Origin of the sequence: Clavibacter sp. (genome assembly GCF_014802555.1) — a bacterium.
Classification (GTDB): domain Bacteria; phylum Actinomycetota; class Actinomycetes; order Actinomycetales; family Microbacteriaceae; genus Clavibacter; species Clavibacter sepedonicus.
The window spans coordinates 1-20,315 of record NZ_JAAVCB010000125.1 but is presented as its reverse complement, the minus strand read 5'-3'; the positions used below and the strand labels follow the sequence as shown (position 1 = coordinate 20,315).

Sequence of the window (20,315 nt, the reverse complement as noted above, 5' to 3'; positions counted from 1 at the left end):
CACCGGGCCGACGCGCTTGACCCCTTCATCGAGCACTACAACACTGAACGAATCCACTCAAGCCACGGGCTCACGCCCGCGGCCCGAGTGTCACCAACGTCATGACCCAGTACACCTAGATGGCCCTCACCGGACGCACGGTCGCGCTCCTCCTCCTGGGGATCGCGCCGCTCGTCGCGCTCGGCGACGGGTCGGACGCGGCCTACGCGCTCCTCGCGGGCTGGATCCTCCTGGTCGCCGTGCTCGAGGCGACCGACCTGGCCCTGGCCGCGAGCCCACGTGCCGTCGCGCTCGAGCGGAGCCTGCCCGCCAGGATCCGCCTCGACGAGACCGGCGAGAGCGTGCTGCTCGTGACGAACCGCGGATCCCGCACGCTGCGCGGCGTGGTGCGCGACGCCTGGCAGCCGTCGGCGGGCGCGTCCTCCACGCGCGACCGGGTGCGGATCCCCGCCGGCGAGCGCCGCGCGATCCGCCTGACCCTCACGCCCACGCGCCGCGGCGAGCGCCGCACCGAGCGCGTCACGATCCGCTCCGCCGGCCCGCTCGGCCTCGCCGCGCGCCAGGCGACGCTCATCTCCCCCGGCGCCGTGCGCGTGCTGCCGCCGTTCCGCTCCCGCCGTCACCTGCCCTCGCGGCTCGCCCGCATGCGCGAGCTCGACGGGCGCACCGCCCTCATGGTGCGCGGCCAGGGCACCGAGTTCGACAGCCTGCGCGACTACGTGCGCGGCGACGACGTGCGCTCCATCGACTGGCGCGCGACCGCCCGCCGGCAGGACGTGGTCGTCCGCACCTGGCGGCCCGAGCGCGACCGGCGCGTGGTGCTGGTGCTCGACACGGGGCGCACGGCCGCGGGCCGCATCCGGGACGAGACGCGCCTCGACACCGCGTTCGAGGCGTCGCTGCTGCTGGCCGCGCTCGCCACGCGCTCGGGCGACCGGGTGGACATGGTGGCGCACGACCGCCGCGTCCGGGCGCGCGTGCGGGCGGGATCCGGCGGCGACGTCGTCTCGCGCATGGTCGACGCGCTCGCGCCCGTGGATCCCGAGCTGCTCGAGACCGACTGGACCGCGGTGCCCGCGCTCGTGCGCCGCATCGTCTCGCAGCGCTCGCTCGTGGTGCTGCTCACCGCCGTCGACTCCCCCGGCAGCTCGCGCGCGCTCCTGCAGGTGCTGCCGCAGCTGACGCGCACGCACCACGTGCTGGTGGCCGCGGTCGTGGATCCGGGCCTCGCCGAGCGCGCCGCCGACCGCTCCGGCCGCGCCGCCGTCTACCGCGCCGCGGCCGCCGAGCGCGCGCTCCTCGACGTGGCGCGCGTGGAGGCGGCCGTCCGACGGCTCGGAGCCGACGTGGTCACGGGCGCGCCGGCCGACCTGCCGCCCGCGCTGGCCGACCGCTACATCCGGCTGAAGGCCACCGGGCGGCTCTGAGGCCGGACGGTCCGACGGAAGGCCCTGTCGACGGGTCCGGCCGACGGCGGGCGCCCGGTCTCAGGCGGGCGCGGCCGCCGGATCCGCCGATGGCAGCGGGAGCACCCCGCCGCTGAGCGCGCGGATCGCCCGCTCGAGCGCGTCGCGCATGTCGATCTCCGGCCGGTAGCTCCACTGCAGCTGCAGCCCGTCGCTCACCGCGACCGCGACGCGCGCGAAGGAGTCGGGGTCGAGCCCCGCGGGCAGCTCGACGTCGAGCGCGCGCACCTGGTCGGCGACGGCGCCGACGACGCGGGCGTAGCGGCCGGCGATGTACGCGTGCGCCGGGTGCTCGGCCCCGGCCGCGTCCACGACGAGGCGCGAGTAGAGCGCGACGAGACCCGGCGTGTCACCGTTGTGCGAGCTCGCGCGCAGGAGCATCCCGACCATGTCCGTGGGATCCCGGTCCGGCATCGCCTCCCGGAAGTCGGCGACCGAATGGGCGTCGCGCTCCTCGAGCACGGCGGCGATGAGCGCCTCGCGCGACTCGAAGTAGTGCAGGACGCCGGCCTTGCTGATGCCCACGGCGTCCGCGATCTCCTGCAGCGACGACGCGGAGTAGCCGCGCTCGGCGATCAGGGCCAGGGCGGCCTCGAGGATCTCGCGGCGCCGGGCCGCCCCCTTGGCGTAGCGGCGCGGTCCCTCGTCGACTGCCATGGCTCGACCCTAGCGATCCGCGAGAGCCCTAAATACCTACCGCGGGTCGGTTTCTCGTGCTACCTTCGTGCCGTTCCGCCGACGAGGGCGGACGGGAACCTGGAGGCACCGTAGCCGACGCAGTCCGAGATCAGCAGACCGAGGGCGCGTCGCGCGCCCGCAGCGGACGACCCGGCGGGGCCCGCCCACCCGGATCCCGTCGCGCCGAGATCGGGATGCCCATCGCGCTCCTCGGGCTGTTCGTGGCCCTGCTGCCGCCCATCATCGTGTCGCTCGCGCTCAAAGTGGCCGAGATCGCGCCCGACGACACCGCGGGCACCTTGAGCCTCGTGCTCGGCCTCGGCGCGCTCGTCGCCCTGGTCGTCAACCCGCTCGCGGGCCGCCTCTCCGACCGCACGCCGGGCCGGTTCGGCATGCGCCGGCCGTGGATCATCGGCGGCGTCGTCCTCGGCTACGGCGCGCTCATCCTGCTCACGCAGGCCACCACCGTGCTCGCGCTCGTGGGCGCCTGGATGCTCGTGCAGGGCTGCTTCAACGCCGCCATCGCGGCGCTCATCGCCGTCATGGCCGACTCCGCCCGCCCACGCAACCGCGGCCGGGTCGCCGCGGCCATCGGCGTCGCGCAGAACGGCTCGCTCGTGGTCGGCACCTTCATCGTGCAGCTGTTCACCACCACGACGCAGCAGGTGCTCGTACCGGGCGCGATCGGCGTCGCCGTGGTCGTCGTCTTCGCGCTCGTCTTCCACGACCGCGTGCTCACCGAGCGGCCGACCGCGCGCCTCAGCGTGAAGGAGCTGCTCGGCTCGTTCGTGTTCGACCCGCGCAGGAACCCCGACTTCGGCTGGGCCTGGCTCATGCGCTTCCTCCTCACGGCCAGCGCCGTGACGGCCACGAACTACCTCGCCTTCTACCTCATCGACGACCTCGGGGTCGCGCAGGCCGACGTCGCCAACGCCGTCTTCGTCGCGACGCTCTTCAACGTGATCGGCGTCGTCTCCACCACCTTCGTGGCCGGCTGGCTGAGCGACCGGCTCGGCCGCCGCAAGGTCTTCGTGGCCGCCGCGGCGCTCGTCGCCGTCATCGGCCTCGTGATCCTCGCCCTCGCGCCCAGCCTCGCCGTCGTCTACGTCGCGCAGCTCGTCATCGGCGCGGGCATCGGCTCGTTCTACGCGGTGGACCTCGCGCTCATCACCGACGTGCTGCCGAGCGACTCCGACAACGGCAAGGACCTCGGCGTCGTCAACATCGCGCAGGCGCTGCCGCAGTCGCTCGTGCCCACCGCCGCGAGCGGCGTCGTCGGGATCGCGGGCTACCCGGGCCTCTTCATCGCGGGCGCCGCGGCCGGCCTCCTCGGCGCGGTCGCCGCGTTCCGAGTGAAGGGCGTCCGATGAGCACGCGTCACGAGCAGGATCGACCCGACACCGACGTCCCCCGAGGAGCACCCATGGACCCGCACGCCACCGACCCGCACGCCACCGACCCGCACGCCGCCACCCCGCTCGACCCCGAGGCCGCACGTCTCGAGCAGCTCGCCGCGCGACTCACGCTGGAGCAGAAGGTGCAGCTCATCACGGGCCGCGACTTCTGGACCACCTGGCCCGTCGAGGGGATCGGCCTGCGCCGCATGCTGGTCTCCGACGGCCCGAGCGGCGTGCGCGGCGAGGTCTGGGACGAGCGCTCGCCCTCGCTCAACCTGCCGTCGGCGTCCGCGCTGTCCTCCAGCTGGGACACCGGGATCGCCGCCCGCTACGGCCGCGCGTCCGCGGTCGAGGCGCGCCGCAAGGGCGTCGACGTGGTGCTCGGCCCGACCATCAACCTGCACCGCTCGCCCTACGGCGGCCGGCACTTCGAGGCGTTCAGCGAGGATCCGCTCCTCACGGCCGACCTCGCCGCCGCCTACGTCGCGGGCGTCCAGGAGAACGGCGTCGGCGCGACCCCGAAGCACTACGTCGCCAACGAGTACGAGACCGACCGCTTCACGGCCGACAGCGTCGTCTCCGAGCGGGCGCTGCGCGAGCTCTACCTCGCGGCCTTCGAGAAGGCCGTCGTCGAATCGCGCGCCTGGCTCGTGATGAGCTCGTACAACTCCATCAACGGCACGACCTCCACCGAGAACGACCTGCTCGAGACGCCGCTCAACTCCGAGTGGGGGTTCGACGGCGTGGTGGTGAGCGACTGGACGGGCGTCCGCAGCGTCGACGCCGCGCGCGCCTCCCAGGACCTCGAGATGCCGGGACCGGTCGGCGCATGGGGCGACGCGCTCCTCGCCGCCGTGCGCGACGGGCGCGTGCCCGAGTCCGACGTCGACCGCAAGGTGGTCCGCCTGCTGCGCCTCGCCGCCCGCGTCGGCGCGCTCGAGGGCTTCGACGCCGTCGTGCCCGCGCCCGTCGAGGTCGAGGACGGCGTCGCGTTCGCGCGCACGGCCGCCGCGGCCGGCGCCGTGCTCGTCCGCAACGAGGACGCCGCGCTGCCGCTCGACGCCTCCGCGCTCCGATCCGTGGCCGTCATCGGCCACAACGCCGTCGAGGCGCGCACGCAGGGCGGCGGCAGCGCGACCGTGATCCCGGAGCACGTGGTGACGCCGCTCGATGGGATCCTCGAGGCGCTCGGCGACGGCGTCGAGGTGCGGTACGCGCGGGGCGCGGTCGTGCAGAAGGGGATCCAGGAGCTGCCGCTCGCGGAGATCGTCAACCCGCGCACGGGCGAGCCCGGCGCGCTCGTCCGCTTCCTCGACGCCGACGGCGCGGAGATGTTCGCCGAGGACCGCCGCGCGACGACGCTCATGTACTTCGGCGGCGACGCGCCCACCGGCACCGCCGCGGTGATCGAGATCACCGCGCGCTGGACACCCGCGGCCACCGGCGAGGTGCTGTTCGGCTTCAGCGCCACGGGACGCGGCCGCGTGTACGCCGACGGCCGGCTCCTCCGCGAGGACGGCGCCGCGCCCGTGGGCATGGACCTCGGCGCGAGCCTCATGTCGCCGCCCTCGATCTCCGCGCCGCTCCAGACGACCGCGGGCGAGACGGTGGACCTCCGGGTCGAGTTCGAGCTCACCAGCATGCCGGGCGGGCTCGCGGGGATCCTCGGGATCACGGTCGGCCTCGAGGCCGACGAGTCCGCGCCCGACCGCCTGCTCGACGAGGCCGTCGAGGCCGCGACCGGCGCGGACGTCGCGATCCTCGTCGTCGGCACCAACGCGCAGGTCGAGTCGGAAGGCTTCGACCGCGACTCGCTCGCGCTCCCCGGCCGGCAGGACGAGCTGGTGCGCCGCGTCGCCGCCGCGAACCCGCGCACGATCGTGGTCGTCAACTCGGGCTCGCCCGTGCTCCTCCCCTGGCGCGACGACGTGCAGGCCGTCCTCCTCGCGTGGTTCGGCGGCCAGGAGTTCGGCGGCGCCCTCGCCGACGTGCTGTTCGGCGACGTCGAGCCGGGCGGCCGCCTCCCCACCACGTGGCCCGCCACCGAGGAGAACGTGCCCGTCCGGTCCGTCACGCCGGTCGACGGGAAGGTCGTCTACGACGAGGGGATCCACGTCGGCTACCGCGCGTGGCTCCGCTCGGGCGCGACCCCGGCGTACGAGTTCGGCCACGGCCTCGGCTACACGACGCACGCGCTCGACGACCTGCGCGTGGCCGAGGACGGCGCGGGCGGGATCACCGCCACCGTCACCGTGGCCAACACGGGCGACCGCGCCGGCAAGCAGGTCGTGCAGGCCTACCTGTCGCGCGAGGGATCCGCGGTCGACCGTCCCGTGCGCTGGCTCGCGGGCTTCGCGTCCGTCGAGCTCGCGGCCGGCGCGTCCGCCGACGTGGACATCGCGATCGGCGCGCGGACCTTCGCGCACTGGGACGGCGGCTGGCAGCGCGAGCCCGGCGCGTTCCGCCTGCACGTGGGCACCTCGGTGAGCGCGACGCCGCTGGAGGCCGAGGTGGATCCCGCGGCCTGACCCGCATCACCCGCACGACCCGCGAGGCGGGCGGCGCGGCGGATCCCGGGGGCTCAGCCCGCGACGATCCGCCGGCCGCCCGCCTCGAACTCGTCGAGGTCGCCCGTCGCGCCCTGGCGCACCGCCCGGCCGCCCACGACGACCATGTAGAAGAGGAACGCCCCGAGGGCGACCGCGCCGATCCCGATCTTGAGCGGCACCGGCCACGGCTGCGGCGTCACGAAGCCCTCGATGACACCCGAGACGAGCAGCACGAGCACGAGCCCCATCGCCACCGTGATCAGCGCGCGCCCGTCCTCGGCGAGCGCCTGCCCGCGCGTGCGCGCACCGGGCGCGATCCACGCCCACGAGATGCGCAGGCCCGCGGCGGCCGCCACGAAGATCGCCGTCAGCTCCAGCAGGCCGTGCGGGAGGATGTAGGAGAAGAACGTGTCGCCCTCGCCGTAGGAGAACATCACCGCGGTCGTCGTGCCGAGGCCCTGCGCGTTCTGCAGGATCACGTACGGCACCCAGAGCCCCGTGACGCCGAAGGCCACGCACTGCGCGGCGATCCACGCGTTGTTCGTCCAGACCTGGCCCGCGAACGAGGCCGCCGGGTTCTCGCTGTAGTAGTCGATGAAGTCGTCCTCGACGTACTTCCGGAGGTCGGCGTCGCTGCCGAGGCTCGCGATCATCGACGGGTCGCGGAGGATCCAGGTGGTGTAGAGCGCGACGACGGCGACGGTCACGAGGGCGACGGCGAGCGTCAGTCACCGGATCCGGTAGAGGGCCGCCGGCAGGTCGACGACGAAGAAGGCGGGGATGCGCGACGCGACGTTGGTGCTCTGCCCGGTGAAGCGCATGCGCGCCCGGGACAGCGCGACGGAGAGCCGGTCGCCCTGCGCGGTGGATCCGGCGGCCGCCTGGATCGCGGACAGCTCGGCGGCACCCGCCTGGTACCGGTCGACGAGCTCGTCGGCGTCGGGTCCGGTGAGCCGGCGCCGGCCGGCGAGGCGGGCGAGCCGGTCCCAGTCGTCCCGGTGGGCGGCGGTGTAGGCGTCGAGGTCCATCTGCTTGACTATAGGCATGGCGGCCGCCGACGCGCACGACCCGATCATCTCGGACGGTCCCGACGCGCTCGTGGTCGGCGAGGCCGTCGCCCTCGACGTCCGTCCCGCGGGCTTCGTGCTGCGGGCGGCCGGCGCCGCGATCGACGTGGTCGCCTCCCTGGCCGTCGGCCTCCTCCTCGTGCTCCTCATCGGGCGGCTCGCCGGCGCCGGCCTCCTCGACGCCGCCTCCAGCGCTGCGTGCGCCATCGCCGCCGTCGTGCTCGCGATCGTCGTCATGCCCGTGGTCGTCGAGGTCGCGTCGCGCGGCCGGTCGCTGGGGCGCTGGGCCGTCGGAGCGCGCATCGTGCGGGCGGACGGCGGCGGCATCGGGCTCCGGCACGCGGTCGCGCGGGCGCTCGTCGGGATCCTCGAGGTCTATCTCACGCTCGGCGGCCTCGCCGCGCTCGTCGGCCTCCTCAGCCCACGCGCCCAGCGCCTCGGCGACCTCGTCGCCGGCACCCGCTCGCAGCACGAGCGCGTGCCTGCGTATCCCGCTCCCCTGCCGCCCGTGCCGCCGCACCTGGTCGCCTGGGCGTCCGAGGCCGACGTCGGCCGCCTGCCGGACGCGCTGGGCCGCCGCCTGGCGCGCTTCCTGTCGCAGCGCGAGGCCATGACGCCCGCATCCCGCGCGCGCCTCGCCGCGGAGCTCGCGGACGAGGCCGCGGTGCACGTGTCGCCGCTGCCGGCCACGGATCCCGAGTCGTTCGTCGCGGCCGTCGGTGCCGTCCGCCGCGAGCGCGAGCACCGCGCGCTGATGCTGGAGCGCGACCGCATGGCGTCGCTCGAGCCGATCCTCGCGGGGCTGCCGCACGGGTTCCCGGCGCGCGGCGGATCCACGCCCTCCTGATCCTGGCCCCGCTGCGCCGCGCGGACCGCGCCGCACGCGACGACGCCGCCCGCCCCGCGATGGGGACGGACGGCGTCGACGCTGCTGCGCGGATCAGTACCGGTAGTGGTCCACCTTGTACGGCCCCTCGACCGGCACGCCGATGTAGGCGGCCTGCTCGGGACGGAGCTCGGTGAGCTCGACGCCGAGCGCGTCGAGGTGCAGGCGCGCGACCTTCTCGTCGAGGTGCTTCGGCAGCACGTACACGCCGATCGGGTACTGCTCGTTGCGCACGTACAGCTCGATCTGCGCGAGCACCTGGTTCGTGAACGAGTTGCTCATCACGAACGACGGGTGCCCGGTGGCGTTGCCGAGGTTCATCAGGCGGCCCTCGGAGAGCACGAGCACGCTGCGGCCGGACGGCAGGCGCCACTCGTGCACCTGCGGCTTGATCTCGACCTTCTCGACGCCGGGGAGGCGCTCGAGTCCGGCCATGTCGATCTCGTTGTCGAAGTGGCCGACGTTGGCGATGATGGCCTGGTGCTTCATGCGCTCGATGTCGTCCACGCGCACGACGTCGACGTTGCCGGTCCCGGTGACGAGGATGTCGACGGTCTCGATGACCGACGAGAGCTTCGCGACCTGGTAGCCGTCCATCGCCGCCTGGAGCGCGCAGATCGGGTCGACCTCGGAGACGATGACGCGCGCGCCCTGGCCGCGGAGCGCCTCGGCCGCGCCCTTGCCCACGTCGCCGTAGCCGACGACGAACGCGACCTTGCCGCCGATGAGCGTGTCGGTGGCGCGGTTGAGGCCGTCGGGCAGCGAGTGGCGGATGCCGTACTTGTTGTCGAACTTGCTCTTGGTGACCGAGTCGTTGACGTTGATCGCCGGGAACAGCAGCTCGCCGTCGCGCGCCAGCTCGTACAGGCGGTGGACGCCCGTGGTGGTCTCCTCGGTGACGCCCTGGATGTCGGCGGCGCGACGCGTCCAGCGGTCGGAGGAGGCGGCGAGGCTGCGGCGGAGCGTGTCGAGGATCACGCGGTACTCGTGGCTCGCGTCCTCCGGCGTCTCGGGCACGGCGCCGGCGAGCTCGTACTCGCGGCCCTTGTGCACCAGGAGCGAGGCGTCGCCGCCGTCGTCGAGGATCATGTTCGGGCCCGTCCAGTCGGCGTCGGCGGCCTGCGCCTCACCCGACCAGTCGAAAATCTGCTCGGTGCACCACCAGTACTCCTCGAGCGTCTCGCCCTTCCAGGCGAAGACGGGCACGCCCGCGGGCGCCTCCGGGGTCCCCGCCCCGACCGCGACGGCGGCCGCGGCCTCGTCCTGCGTGGAGAAGATGTTGCAGCTCGCCCAGCGCACCTGCGCGCCGAGGGCGGTGAGGGTCTCGATGAGCACGGCCGTCTGCACGGTCATGTGGATGGATCCGGCGATGCGCGCGCCCGCGAGCGGCTGCGACGCGCCGAACTCCTCGCGGAGGGCCATGAGGCCGGGCATCTCGTTCTCGGCGAGGCGGATCTGGTGGCGTCCGGACTCGGCGAGCGAGAGGTCGGCGACGCGGAAGGGCAGAGCGGTGGAGGTGGCTTCCGGGAGCAGGGTCATGCGTCCAGTCTCGCATCCGAGGCGTGACGCCCGGCCGTGGATGACGGCCGGGCGCCCGCCTGCTAGCGGAAGGACCGCAGGCGCAGGCTGTTCGTGACGACGAAGACCGACGAGAGCGCCATGGCGAGCCCCGCCACGAGCGGGTTGAGCAGCCCCAGCATGGCGACCGGGATCGCGGCGGCGTTGTAGGCGAAGGCCCAGAACAGGTTGCCGCGGATCGTCCCGAGGGTGCGCCGCGCGAGGCGGACCGCATCGGCCACGAGGACGAGGTCGCCGCGGACGATCGTGATGTCCCCCGCTTCGATGGCCGCGTCGGTGCCGGTGCCCATCGCGATCCCGAGGTCGGCCTGCGCGAGCGCGGCGGCGTCGTTCACGCCGTCGCCGACCATCGCGACCACGCGGCCCTCGGCCTGCAGGCGGCGGACGGCCTCGAGCTTGCCCTCGGGGAGGACGCCCGCGATGACCTCGTCGATGCCGGCCTCGGCGGCGACGCGGTGCGCGGCGCCGGCGGTGTCGCCCGTGAGGAGCACGGGACGCAAGTCCAGCGCGCGGAGGCGGCGGACGGCCTCGGCGCTCGTGGGCTTGAGGGTGTCGGCGACGGCGAGGATCCCGCGGACGGCGCCGTCCCACGCGACCGCGACGACGGTGGATCCTTCCGCCTCGGCCTCGTCCAGCGCCTCGGCGAGCGGCGCTCCGGGCCGCGCCGCCCACTGCTCGGCCAGCCACGAGGGCCGGCCGACGGCGACCGCGCGGCCGTCGACCACGCCGTGCACGCCGAGGCCCGGGGTGGCGACGAAGCCCTCGACGGCGGGGACGGATCCCGTGCCCGCCGTCTCGACGACGGCCCGCGCGACCGGGTGCTCCGAGCGCTGCTCCAGGGCTGCCGCGAGGCGCACCAGCTCGTCGGCGTCGACGCCCGCCGCGGGCACGGCGCGGACCAGCGACATGACACCGGTGGTGACGGTGCCCGTCTTGTCGAGCAGCACGGTGTCGATGCGCCGCGTCGACTCGAGCACCTCGGGGCCGGTGATGAGGATGCCGAGCTGCGCGCCTCGTCCCGTGCCCACGAGGAGCGCGGTCGGCGTCGCGAGCCCGAGGGCGCACGGGCACGCGATGATCAGCGTCGCGACAGCCGCGGTGAACGCGGCCTCGGGCGGGAACCCGAGCAGCAGCCAGCCGACGAGCGTGCCGGCCGCGAGCACCAGCACGACGGGTACGAATACAGCCGAGACGCGGTCGGCGAGGCGCTGGATCCGGGCCTTGCCGGTCTGCGCCTCCTCCACGAGGGCGGCCATGCGGGCGAGCCGGGTCTCCTCCCCCACGCGCGTGGCACGCACGAGGAGGCGGCCGCCGGCGTTGAGGGTCGCGCCCGTGACGTCGTCGCCGGGTCCGACCTCCACCGGCAGGGACTCGCCGGTGAGGAGCGAGCGGTCGACCGCGCTGGATCCGTCGACGACCACGCCGTCGGTCGCGATGCGCTCGCCCGGCCGCACGACGAACTCCGCGCCGACGCGGAGCTCGCGGATGGGGATCCGCGTCTCGACGCCGTCGCGCACGACGGCCACGTCCTTGGCGGCGAGGTCGAGGAGCGCGGCGAGGGCTGCCCCGGACGCGCGGGCGGCCCGCGCCTCCAGGTAGCGTCCGCCGAGGAGGAACACGGTGACGGCCGCGGCGACCTCGAGGTAGACGTCGCCGGATCCGCCGCCGGGCTCGGAGACGAGGCTCATGGTCATGCGCATGCCGGGCTCGCCCGCGTCGCCGAGGAAGAGCGCGTACAGCGACCAGAGGAACGCGGCCGCGACGCCGATGCTCACGAGCGTGTCCATGCCGACGCCGCCGTGCCGCGCGCTGACCGCCGCGGACCGGTGGAACGGCCACGCGCCCCACACCGCGACGGGCGCGGCGAGGGTCAGCGACAGCCACTGCCAGTCGTCGAACTGGAGCGCGGGGATCATCGCCATCAGGAACACGGGGACGGTGAGCGCCGCGGACACGACGAGCCGCTGCCGCAGCGCGAGCTCGTCGGCGTCGGGGCGGCGGGCGGCGACGGCGTCGCGGGTGGGCGCATCCGTCGGCGCGGGCGGGGGAGCGGGATCCGATGCGGCGGCGTCGGGTGCGTCCGGACGGACGCGGGGCGCCGCGACCGCGACGGGAGCGCGCTCGTCGGATGCGGGTGCGGATGCCGGTGCGGATGGGACCGCAGCGGATCCGGGCATGCCGTCCGCCGCCCCGCTCCCCCACCCGGCGCGCTCGGAGGCGCGGTACCCCGTCCGCTCGATGGTGCGGATCGCGTCCGCGACGCTCGTGCCCGCGGGCAGCTGCACGCGCGCGCGGTGCGTGGCGTAGTTGACCGCGGCCTCGACCCCGGGCATCCGGCCGAGCTTCCGCTCGATGCGCATCGCGCACGACGCGCACGTCATGCCCTGCACGTCGAGGTCGACGCGCGTGAGCACGGCGCCCTCCTCGGCCGGGGCGCCGTCGGCGCCAGAGGCGCCCTCCTCGGCCGCGGATCCGGATGCGGGGTCGGCCATGTCAGAGCCCCGCGACGTACCCGGCCTCGTCGACCGCGGCGCGCAGGGCGGCGGGGTCGAGGGGCGCGTCGCTCTCGACGGTGACGGTGGACGCGCCGCCGACGACGAGGTCGACGGCCACGGACGCGACGCCCGGCAGCTCGCCGACCTCCTCGGTGACGCTCGCGACGCAGTGGGCGCAGGTCATCCCGGTGACGGGGAAGGTCGTGGTGGTCATGGGGTCTCCTTCGGGTCGCGCGATGTCGATGGGGCGCCGGCGGATCAGGACCGGACGAGCCGCGCGATGGCCGCGGAGGCCTCGCGCACCTTGTCGTCCGCGACCTGGCCGCCCTCGCGGGCCGCCTCCGCGAGGCAGTGGGCGAGGTGGTCGTCGAGCAGCTTCAGGGCGACGGTCTCCATGGCGCGCGTGACGGCCGAGACCTGCGTGAGCACGTCGATGCAGTACGTGTCGGACTCGACCATGCGCTCGATCCCGCGCACCTGCCCCTCCGCGCGCCGCAGCCGCTTGAGGATGTCGTCCTTGCCCTCGCTGTACCCGACCATCGCGGCCACCTCCTGTTCCCGTCCATGGTACCCCCGAGGGGTATCGAAGGGAACCCCCTGGGGGTATGCGCGCGCACCATGCACGCGACGACGCCGCGCCCCTCGGGGAGGGACGCGGCGTCGGCTGGTGCGGATGACGGGATCAGGCCCCGCGGATCAGCCCCAGGAGCTCGTCGCGGAGGGCGGCCATCTTCTCCTCGGTGGACGCCTCGACGTTCAGGCGCAGCAGCGGCTCGGTGTTCGAGGGGCGGACGCTGAACCACCAGAACGCGCCGTCGTCGCCGACCGGGCCGTCGACCGTGAGGCCGTCGAGCTCGTCGAACTCGCCGCGGCCTCGGAACGCCTCGACGATGCGCTCGTAGGCGGCGGGCACGTCATCGACCGTGCTGTTGATCTCGCCCGAGAGCGCGTACGGGGTGTACCGCGCCGAGAGGTCGGACATGAGGCCGTCGGTCTGGCCGAACTCGGCGAGCAGGTGCATCGCGGCGAGCATGCCGTTGTCGGCGCCCCAGAAGTCGCGGAAGTAGTAGTGCGCGGAGTGCTCGCCGCCGAAGACGGCGCCGGTCGCGGCCATCTGGTCCTTGATGAGGGAGTGGCCGACGCGCGTGCGGACCGCCGTGGCGCCCGCGGCCTCGATCGTCTCGGGCACGATGCGCGAGGTGATGAGGTTGTGCAGCACCGTGACGTCGTCGCCGGGCGACTGCGCCTTCACACGCGAGATCTCGCGGAGCGCGACGATGGCGGCGACGGCGCTGGGCGTGACGGCCCGGCCCTTCTCGTCCACCACGAAGCAGCGGTCCGCGTCGCCGTCGAACGCGAGCCCGAGGTCGGCGCCGTGCTCGACGACGGCCTTCTGCAGGTCGACCAGGTTGGCCGGCTCGAGCGGGTTCGCCTCGTGGTTCGGGAAGGTGCCGTCGAGCTCGAAGTACAGCGGGATGATCTCGATGGGCAGCTCGGGCAGGCCCGCCGCGGTGCCGAGGACCGCGGGGACGGTCATGCCGCCCATGCCGTTGCCCGCGTCGACCACGACGCGCAGCGGCCGGATGCCGGAGAGGTCGACCAGCTGGCGCAGGTAGCCCGCGTAGTCGGCGAGCACGTCGCGCTCGCGCACCTCGCCCGCGGGCTCGACGGGCGCGATGCCGTCGGAGAGGAAGCCGATGGCGCGGTCGCGGATGGCGGCGAGTCCCGTGTCGAGGCTGATGCCCTGGGCACCCGCGCGGGAGAACTTGAGGCCGTTGTAGGTGGCCGGGTTGTGGCTGGCGGTGAACATGACCGCGGGGGCGTCGAGGGATCCCGACGCGAAGTAGGTCTCGTCCGTGGAGCACAGGCCGATGAGGAGGACGTTCCCGCCGCGGGCCGTGGCGCCCCGGGCGAACGCCTGGGCGAACGCCGGCGAGGAGTCGCGCATGTCGTGGCCCACGACGACCTCGCTCCCGGCGGCGCCGAGCTCGTCGACGAAGCCGGCGCCGAGGGCGGTGACCAGCTCCTCGGTGAGCTGGCTCCCGACGAGACCTCGCACGTCGTAGGTCTTCACTATGGCGGTCAGCGTCTCGGCGGCAGTCGTCGTCATGCCCCGAAACCTACCTCACCGAGCACCCCGTGCCGGACGATCTGCCACCCCTGCGGGGCCGAGAGGCGGGCCGCGTGGCGGTCGCAGAGGTCGTAGCTGTGCGGCTCGGAGTCGTGGCTGAGGGGACCGAGGACGGCCATGGAGTCCGCGTAGACGTAGGTGAGGGTGGTCGTGGCGACGCCGGTGCAGCCGACGCGGGAGCAGGGCCTGTTCGTCATGTCGGGCCCACACTACCGCCGACCCTGGAGCCGTACGATGGGGCCATGCCACGATCGCGCCGCCGGGGAGGCCACGTCTCCATCCGGGGCTCCTGGCGGGATCGGCACGGCCGAGGCCTCCGCTCCCCCGTCACCGGCCCGGAGCTGCCGGTGCTGCGCACGCGCGCCGACGTCTTCGACCAGACCATCGCGTCCGCCGCCGAGTACCTCCGCGGCCTCTGGCCCGACGAGCTCGAGCGCGTCTCGTTCGAGGTCGCCGCGCTGCCGGCAGACAACAGCGAGCGCGACGGCATCGACCGCTGGAGCGTCCTCGCCGACGAGCGCCGGGTCATCTTCTACCGGCTCCCCATCGAGCGCCTCGCGCACCTGCACGAGGACGACGAGTACCACCAGCGGGCGCTCGTGGAGGGCTGCGTGTACCGCGCGGTCGCCGAGCTGCTCGGCAAGGACCCGTGGGACCTCGCCCCAGACAGGTACGACCCGCACTGACGCCGGATCCCGAACACCCGTCAGGCATCCGGCGCGACGCACGCGGCGGCACGTACGCGCGGCGCGGCACGCACGCGAGGCGCGTCGCCCGTGCTGCCCGGGTCGCCCGTCGTCAGGGGTGGACGCGCAGCGGATCCGCCGCCGGCAGCACCGGCACGACGGGCAGCGCCGCGGATCGTCCCGGCTCGGCGAGGGTCACGGTCGCGGTGAGGCCGGCGGCGCCCTCGAGCAGGTAGGTGCGCCCGGCCTCGACGGCGGCCGAGACCTCGGATCCCGCGGGCACGTCGAGCGACACCGATGCGGAGCCGTCGGTCGGCCGCGCCGTGACGGCGGCCGCCTGGTCCCCGGCGTTCCGGAGGTGCAGGAGCGGCGCCGGGCCGGCCGGCACCGACACGAGCGCGTCGCGCGTTAGCGCCTCGGCGGACGGCAGCCAGGCGAAGTCGGTCGCGCCGCCCTCCGCCGCGCCGGACACGCTGCGCACGGCCGCCGTCACCGGCACCGAGCTCTGCACGGTGACGGAGTAGCGGCCGTCGGAGAGGTCCGACACCGGCACGTCGATCGTGCGGCCCGCATCGGCCTGGATGGTGAAGGTCGTGCCCGTGCCGTCGGTGCCCTCCTCGGGGGCGACGCTCACGCTGACGTCGGCGTCGTCGGATCCGGGGACCGCGATGCGCACGGCCGTCACGAGGTCGGGGTCGGCGCCGCCGTCCGAGCCGGCTCCGGGGGTGGCCCCTCCCTCGGCGGCGGGGGGTGCGTCCCCGCCCTCGACGGGCGCGACGGGCGCCGCCTGCGAGTCGATGCGGAGACCGGTCATGGTGAGGGCGGTGGACGGGGCCGCGGACGGGCCGATCCAGTCGACGCCGCCCGCGAGGAGCCCGCGCACCGTGCTCTGCTCGAGCCGGGCGACGACCTGGCCGCCGCGGCTCTCGACGTGCACTACCGGGGAGGCGAGGTCGGGGGCGAGGCCCGCGAGGCTGAGCACGCGCCGGCCGCCGGCCGGGACGGAGATCCCGCTGGCCCCGGGAGCGCTGACGGCCCCGTCCTCGCCCGTGATCGCGAGGTCGACGGTGGAGGAGACGCCGGACGGGTTGTCCAGCACGACGAACGTGGTGCGGCCGGTGGTCGTGGCACCGCCCACGAGCCACGCGTCGGCGGTGGCCTCGGAGCACGACGCGGCGGCGAGCCCCGCGAGGTCGGCCTCCGTCGCGACCTCGGACGCCGCGCCCGCGAGGTCGGTCGGCGCGTCGTCGACGGCACCCGCGACGGCGAGGACGGAGGGCGCGCTCGACGCCGCGCCCTGCACCTCGGGGGCCTGGATGCTCGAGGTGCGGACGGCGGGGGCGGAGCCGGTCGTCCCGGTCGTCGCGGATCCGCTCGTCACGACGGCGCTCCCCACGGCGATCGCGGTGGTCGACGACGCGGCGTCCGCCGCGGGCGGGCGGAGGAGCCCGCCGGGGCAGACGCGCTGCTGGTCGGTCGCGACGGGGGTCACGAGCACCGAGGGGGCGCTCGCGTCGCTCGGGGCGGGCGGGAGCAGGAGCGCGCCGGTCACGACGAGGCCGAGCACGGCGACGCCGGCGATCCCGGTGGTCACGCGCGTCGCGATGCGCACGGCGTCACGCCTGGCCATCTGTCCTCCTGCGGTCGTCGTCGGCGCCGCGCGAGCGGTCGTCGTCCTGGTCGGCGGCGGGCGCGGGCGCGACGTCGCCTCCGTCCCCGTCGCCCTCCCCGTCGTCTCCGGCGGGGCGCTCCCCCGCCTGCGGGATGTCGCCGAAGGGGGCGGCCTCCACGGCCTGCCCCGTCGGCTCGTCGATGTACGCGGGGGTGCCGCGGTCGTCGTGCGCGGGCCGCGGCTCCTCGGCGTCCGCGGGACGCGCGTCGGAGCCGACGACGGGCTCGCGGTAGGCCGGCAGCGGGCGGCTGCGCGCCGCGAGCCCGCCCGTGGGGATCGCGAGGAGCAGGGTGAGCGCGAACACGAGCGCCTGCGCCGCGAGCACGGCGGCGCGCCCCGGGTCGTCGAGGTTGCCGGGCCCCGCGACCTGCGCGACGAGGTCGTCGCTACCCACGAACCGCCAGAGGAGCCCGGCCTCGGTCTGCCCGACGGCCGTGAAGACGGGATCGTCGTCGAGGGCCGAGCGCGCGCGGTCGTTCACGGCGGCCTCCGCGTCGCCCGCGGGCGTCTGGAGGAGCACGTAGCTGACCCCGAGCGCCCGGAGGTCGTCGGTGGCGTCGAGCCCGGAGCGGGAGGAGATGTTGCCCGCGAGCTCGGCGACGCGGGTCTGCGTGTCGGAGAGCGGCCCGATGGTCGAGTCGACCGTGGCGACCTGCTCGAGCGTGCGACCCGCGCCGCGCTCCACGTCGGCGGAGAGCGAGCCGTCGTCGGCGGCGCGGAGCACGAGGGTGCCGACGTCGGGATCTGTGGCGGCCTCCGCGACCACGAGGCCCGGCAGCGAGGTGTCCGTGGTGGCGCGCACCGCGGTGGATCCGGCGACCGCGGCGGAGACGATCGGGAGCGCGAGCACCACGAGGGTCACCGCGGCGACGAGCCCGGGCACGACGGAGCGGCGGCCGAGCGTCGCGAAGCCCAGCACGAGCGCCCCGGCGAGGCCGAGCCAGAGGAGGCTGAGGCCGGATCCCGGCCAGACCGCGACGACCTCGGATCCGGCCGACTGCACCACCGTGCGCGCGGCGAGCACCGCGGTCGCGAAGCCGAGCACCGTCACGCCGAGGGCGAGGGCAGCCCGGTGCGATCCGCGGAGGAAGAGCGCCGCGACGGCGCCGAGCACGAGCGGCGCGACCAGGACCGCGACAACGATGAGCGGCACGGCAGCGGGCAGGCCGGTACCCAGGCCGTCGACGAACGCGGACCAGCCGCCGAGGCCCGCGGTCGGGAAGCCCAGCGCGAGGCCCGGCACGTCGGCGGGCGTGAAGCTGGCGGGCACGGCCGGGTCCGCGGCGAGGGCGAGCGGCTGGCCCTGCATCACGCGGTATGCGACGAGCGGCGCGACGAGGGCGAGGAGCGGCACGGGGATGGTCACGAGCCGGCCGGCGCGGCGTCCGGCACGGACGGTCGCGACCAGCCACAGGACGAGGACCGCCGGCACCAGGGAGGGCGCCGACGCGCCGACCGCGGCCATCAGGATCCCGGCCACGGCGGACGCCGACCACGAGCGCGGCGCGCGCAGCACCGCGAGCGCGAGCCACGGGAGGAGCAGGTGCGCGAGCACGGCCGGCAGGCGGCCGTCGCCGAGCGCGATGAGGAGGGTGGGCGCGAGGGTCCAGACGAGGGCGGCCAGCGCGCGCAGCCAGGCGTTCCGGGTGAGCTGCGCCGCGCACAGCCAGGCGGCCAGGGCGGCGAGGGGCAGCGCGGCCACGAACAGCCCGAGGACCGCGAGCGACGGCTCCCACGCGGTGACGCTGCCGAGCACGGCGAGGACGTAGGCGAACGGGTCGGACGGCGCGACGGGTCCGGCGCCGGATCCGCGGACGCCGATGCCGACCTGCGCCCACAGAGCGCCCGCGCTCGGGCCGAGCGGGAGGAGCTGCCCGCCGACGAGCGCGGTGCCGGTCAGCCGCGGCAGCCACATGACGGCGGAGAGGACGAGCGCCGCGAGCACGGTCCACCCGCCGCCCGTCGCCAGGAACTCGACGCCGTCGGACACGCCCATGTGCTCGACGCGGTACTGCTCGCGCGCCAGCGACCGCCGTCGGCGGCCGACCGCGAGCGGCTGGCGCAGGGAGGCGATGCTCGACCACGGAGCGGTCCTCGCGGCGGCGAGCCGGCGGCGGCTGGCGCGGATCCGGCCGGGCGCGACGGCGACGCGGACCGCCGCGCCGATCTCGCCGGGCGCCGCGGTCGGCCGCTTGCGGAGCAGCTGCAGGAGGGCGCGCAGGATGGCGAGCGGCACCAGCGAGAGCCAGTGGAACGGGACGGCGGCCGGCGGCGCGTACGAGAGGCGGCGGTGGAGCTGGGCCTGGCGGCGGAGGCGTCGGCGACGACGTCGCGGCGTGCGCTTCCCGAGGAAGGCGGTACCGGGGGCGGCGTCGCCGGCCGAGGCGACGCGCGCGGCGGGCACGACCACGACGCGGTGGCCCGCGAGTCGTGCGCGGACGCAGAGGTCGAGCGCGTCGTCGATGACCGGAAGCGCGTCGTCGAACCCGCCGAGCTCGTCCCAGAGGCGGTGGCGCACGAGCATCCCGCCCGCGGCGACGCCGAGGACGTCGCTCATGTCGTCGTACTGGGCCTGGTCGAGCTCGACGTCGACGACGGGCACGGCCGCACCGAGGGTCGTCAGCGTGCTGCCGAGCTCGTGGATGTAGCCGGGGTGGTCCCACTCCATCAGCTTCGGGCCGGCGACGGCGACGCTGGGCGACGCCTCGATCGCGGCGAGCAGTCGCTCGAGCGCGTCGGGCGCCGGCGCGTTGTCGGCCGAGAGCAGCCAGAGGAACTCGTGGTCGCCGTCGGGCGCGGGGATCACGCGGACGGCCTGGTCGACGGCCTGCCCCAAGGTCATGCGCGCCGGGGCCTGCACCATGCGGGTGGGATCGGACGCCGCGAGCAGGGCGGCGGATCCGTCGCGGGAGCCGAAGTCGACCGCGACCACCCGGTCGGGCCGGCGCGTCTGCGCGGCGAGGCCCTGGATGGTCCGGTCGAGGAACTGCGCGCCCTCGTGGGCGACGAGGATCGCGGTTACTCGTGGCTGCATGACAGGGGAGACCCTACGTGGTGCGTGATGGGGATCCGCCGCAGCGGGGCGGCGCGCCGGAAGGCGGGTGCCGCCGGGACGCGGGCGGCCGGGTCAGACCGCGCGCTTGCGGAGCTTGCGGCGCTCGCGCTCGGAGAGGCCGCCCCAGATGCCGAAGCGCTCGTCGTTCTCGAGCGCGTACTCGAGGCACTCGCTGCGCACCTCGCACGATCCGCAGATCTTCTTCGCGTCGCGGGTGGAGCCGCCCTTCTCGGGGAAGAAGGCCTCGGGGTCGGTCTGCGCGCAGAGCGAGTCGGCCTGCCACGCGAGCGGGTTGCCGTCGTCGACGCTGCGGACGCCCGGGACCCCGAGTCGGACGGGGTCGACGAACCAGTCGTCGGGGACTCCGGCGTGGTACTCAGGTAGTGCCATGTCACGATCTCCCCACGCGGCCGAGGCGCCCGGCCGGCCCCAGCTCATTGTCATAATTACACCGGTGTAACTCGCCCGCGTCAAGCTGCGGAGGGTAAACCCTCAGCCGCTCCTCGAGGGTTGCGACGCGCCGCCGCTCGCCGCCGGCGCTAGATGTACTCGGCCATGACGTTGGTGACACTTCGGGGCGTGTGAAGAGGCCTCCTGGCTTGATGGAGCTGTTCAGTTCAACCATCGCCAGGAGGCCTCGATGTCCCACGGTAAT

The 20,315-nt window shown here is 75.0% G+C and carries 15 protein-coding genes and 2 pseudogenes; 6 read left to right on the top strand and 11 right to left on the bottom strand.

The genetic code is table 11. The features are described 5' to 3' along the window. Positions 1-105: pseudogene (locus tag HDR73_RS13840) on the top strand (IS481 family transposase); the annotation flags it as partial. Between the two features lie 14 nt (positions 106-119). Further along, the gene (locus tag HDR73_RS13835) at positions 120-1,427 is read left to right on the top strand and encodes a DUF58 domain-containing protein (protein WP_012298096.1); all 1,308 of its coding nucleotides are present in this window, start codon (positions 120-122) and stop codon (positions 1,425-1,427) included. 60 nt (positions 1,428-1,487) lie between these two features. Here the strand turns inward: HDR73_RS13835 and HDR73_RS13830 are convergent, their stop codons facing one another. Further along, on the bottom strand, positions 1,488-2,123 hold the full coding sequence (locus tag HDR73_RS13830) for a TetR/AcrR family transcriptional regulator (RefSeq protein ID WP_012298095.1): 636 nt from the start codon (positions 2,121-2,123) through the stop codon (positions 1,488-1,490). A 215-nt stretch (positions 2,124-2,338) separates the two neighbouring features. On the opposite strand from HDR73_RS13830, the gene HDR73_RS13825 reads away from it, so the two are divergent. Beyond that, positions 2,339-3,514, top strand: coding sequence for an MFS transporter (locus HDR73_RS13825; RefSeq protein WP_223842712.1), 1,176 nt, complete (start codon positions 2,339-2,341; stop codon positions 3,512-3,514). Positions 3,515-3,567: 53 nt separating this feature from the next. Then, on the top strand, positions 3,568-6,069 hold the full coding sequence (locus HDR73_RS13820; RefSeq protein WP_041464359.1) for a glycoside hydrolase family 3 protein: 2,502 nt from the start codon (positions 3,568-3,570) through the stop codon (positions 6,067-6,069). 53 nt (positions 6,070-6,122) lie between these two features. Here HDR73_RS13820 and HDR73_RS13815 read toward each other — a convergent pair. Beyond that, positions 6,123-7,118 (bottom strand): annotated as a pseudogene (locus HDR73_RS13815) (stage II sporulation protein M). A gap of 16 nt (positions 7,119-7,134) precedes the next feature. Between HDR73_RS13815 and HDR73_RS13810 the strand changes: the two are divergent. Next, the gene (locus tag HDR73_RS13810; RefSeq protein WP_012298092.1) at positions 7,135-8,004 is read left to right on the top strand and encodes an RDD family protein; all 870 of its coding nucleotides are present in this window, start codon (positions 7,135-7,137) and stop codon (positions 8,002-8,004) included. 93 nt (positions 8,005-8,097) lie between these two features. Here HDR73_RS13810 and ahcY read toward each other — a convergent pair whose 3' ends face one another. The 6 genes from ahcY to HDR73_RS13780 form a co-directional block, all read right to left on the bottom strand. After that, entirely contained in the window at positions 8,098-9,582 is a 1,485-nt protein-coding gene (gene ahcY, locus HDR73_RS13805) for an adenosylhomocysteinase (protein ID WP_012298091.1), read from the bottom strand. Between the two features lie 62 nt (positions 9,583-9,644). Further along, complete coding sequence (locus tag HDR73_RS13800) at positions 9,645-12,113, bottom strand: heavy metal translocating P-type ATPase (RefSeq protein ID WP_012298090.1); 2,469 nt, start codon at positions 12,111-12,113, stop codon at positions 9,645-9,647. A 1-nt stretch (position 12,114) separates the two neighbouring features. Beyond that, the gene (locus HDR73_RS13795) at positions 12,115-12,330 is read right to left on the bottom strand and encodes a heavy-metal-associated domain-containing protein (protein WP_012298089.1); all 216 of its coding nucleotides are present in this window, start codon (positions 12,328-12,330) and stop codon (positions 12,115-12,117) included. A 44-nt stretch (positions 12,331-12,374) separates the two neighbouring features. After that, entirely contained in the window at positions 12,375-12,656 is a 282-nt protein-coding gene (locus tag HDR73_RS13790; protein WP_015489737.1) for a metal-sensitive transcriptional regulator, read from the bottom strand. Between the two features lie 142 nt (positions 12,657-12,798). Next, positions 12,799-14,226: a phosphomannomutase/phosphoglucomutase gene (locus HDR73_RS13785; RefSeq protein ID WP_041464358.1), complete on the bottom strand. Its 1,428-nt coding sequence runs from the start codon at positions 14,224-14,226 to the stop codon at positions 12,799-12,801. Further along, complete coding sequence (locus HDR73_RS13780) at positions 14,223-14,444, bottom strand: DUF3499 family protein (RefSeq protein ID WP_012298086.1); 222 nt, start codon at positions 14,442-14,444, stop codon at positions 14,223-14,225. The genes HDR73_RS13785 and HDR73_RS13780 overlap by 4 nt, the downstream gene beginning before the upstream one ends. Before the next feature lie 45 nt (positions 14,445-14,489). On the opposite strand from HDR73_RS13780, the gene HDR73_RS13775 reads away from it, so the two are divergent. Next, a complete protein-coding gene (locus HDR73_RS13775; protein WP_012298085.1) occupies positions 14,490-14,933 on the top strand; it encodes a metallopeptidase family protein in 444 nt (147 codons plus the stop codon). A gap of 112 nt (positions 14,934-15,045) precedes the next feature. On the opposite strand, the gene HDR73_RS13770 is transcribed toward HDR73_RS13775, so the two are convergent. From HDR73_RS13770 to HDR73_RS13760, 3 genes are all read right to left on the bottom strand, one after another. Continuing rightward, positions 15,046-16,563, bottom strand: coding sequence for a DUF5719 family protein (locus HDR73_RS13770; RefSeq protein ID WP_012298084.1), 1,518 nt, complete (start codon positions 16,561-16,563; stop codon positions 15,046-15,048). Beyond that, the gene (locus HDR73_RS13765) at positions 16,550-19,639 is read right to left on the bottom strand and encodes a glycosyltransferase family 2 protein (protein ID WP_012298083.1); all 3,090 of its coding nucleotides are present in this window, start codon (positions 19,637-19,639) and stop codon (positions 16,550-16,552) included. The genes HDR73_RS13770 and HDR73_RS13765 overlap by 14 nt, the downstream gene beginning before the upstream one ends. 93 nt (positions 19,640-19,732) lie before the next feature. Beyond that, positions 19,733-20,050 (bottom strand): WhiB family transcriptional regulator, encoded by a 318-nt coding sequence (locus HDR73_RS13760; protein WP_012298082.1) that lies wholly within the window; start codon positions 20,048-20,050, stop codon positions 19,733-19,735. Positions 20,051-20,315 lie beyond the last annotated feature (265 nt).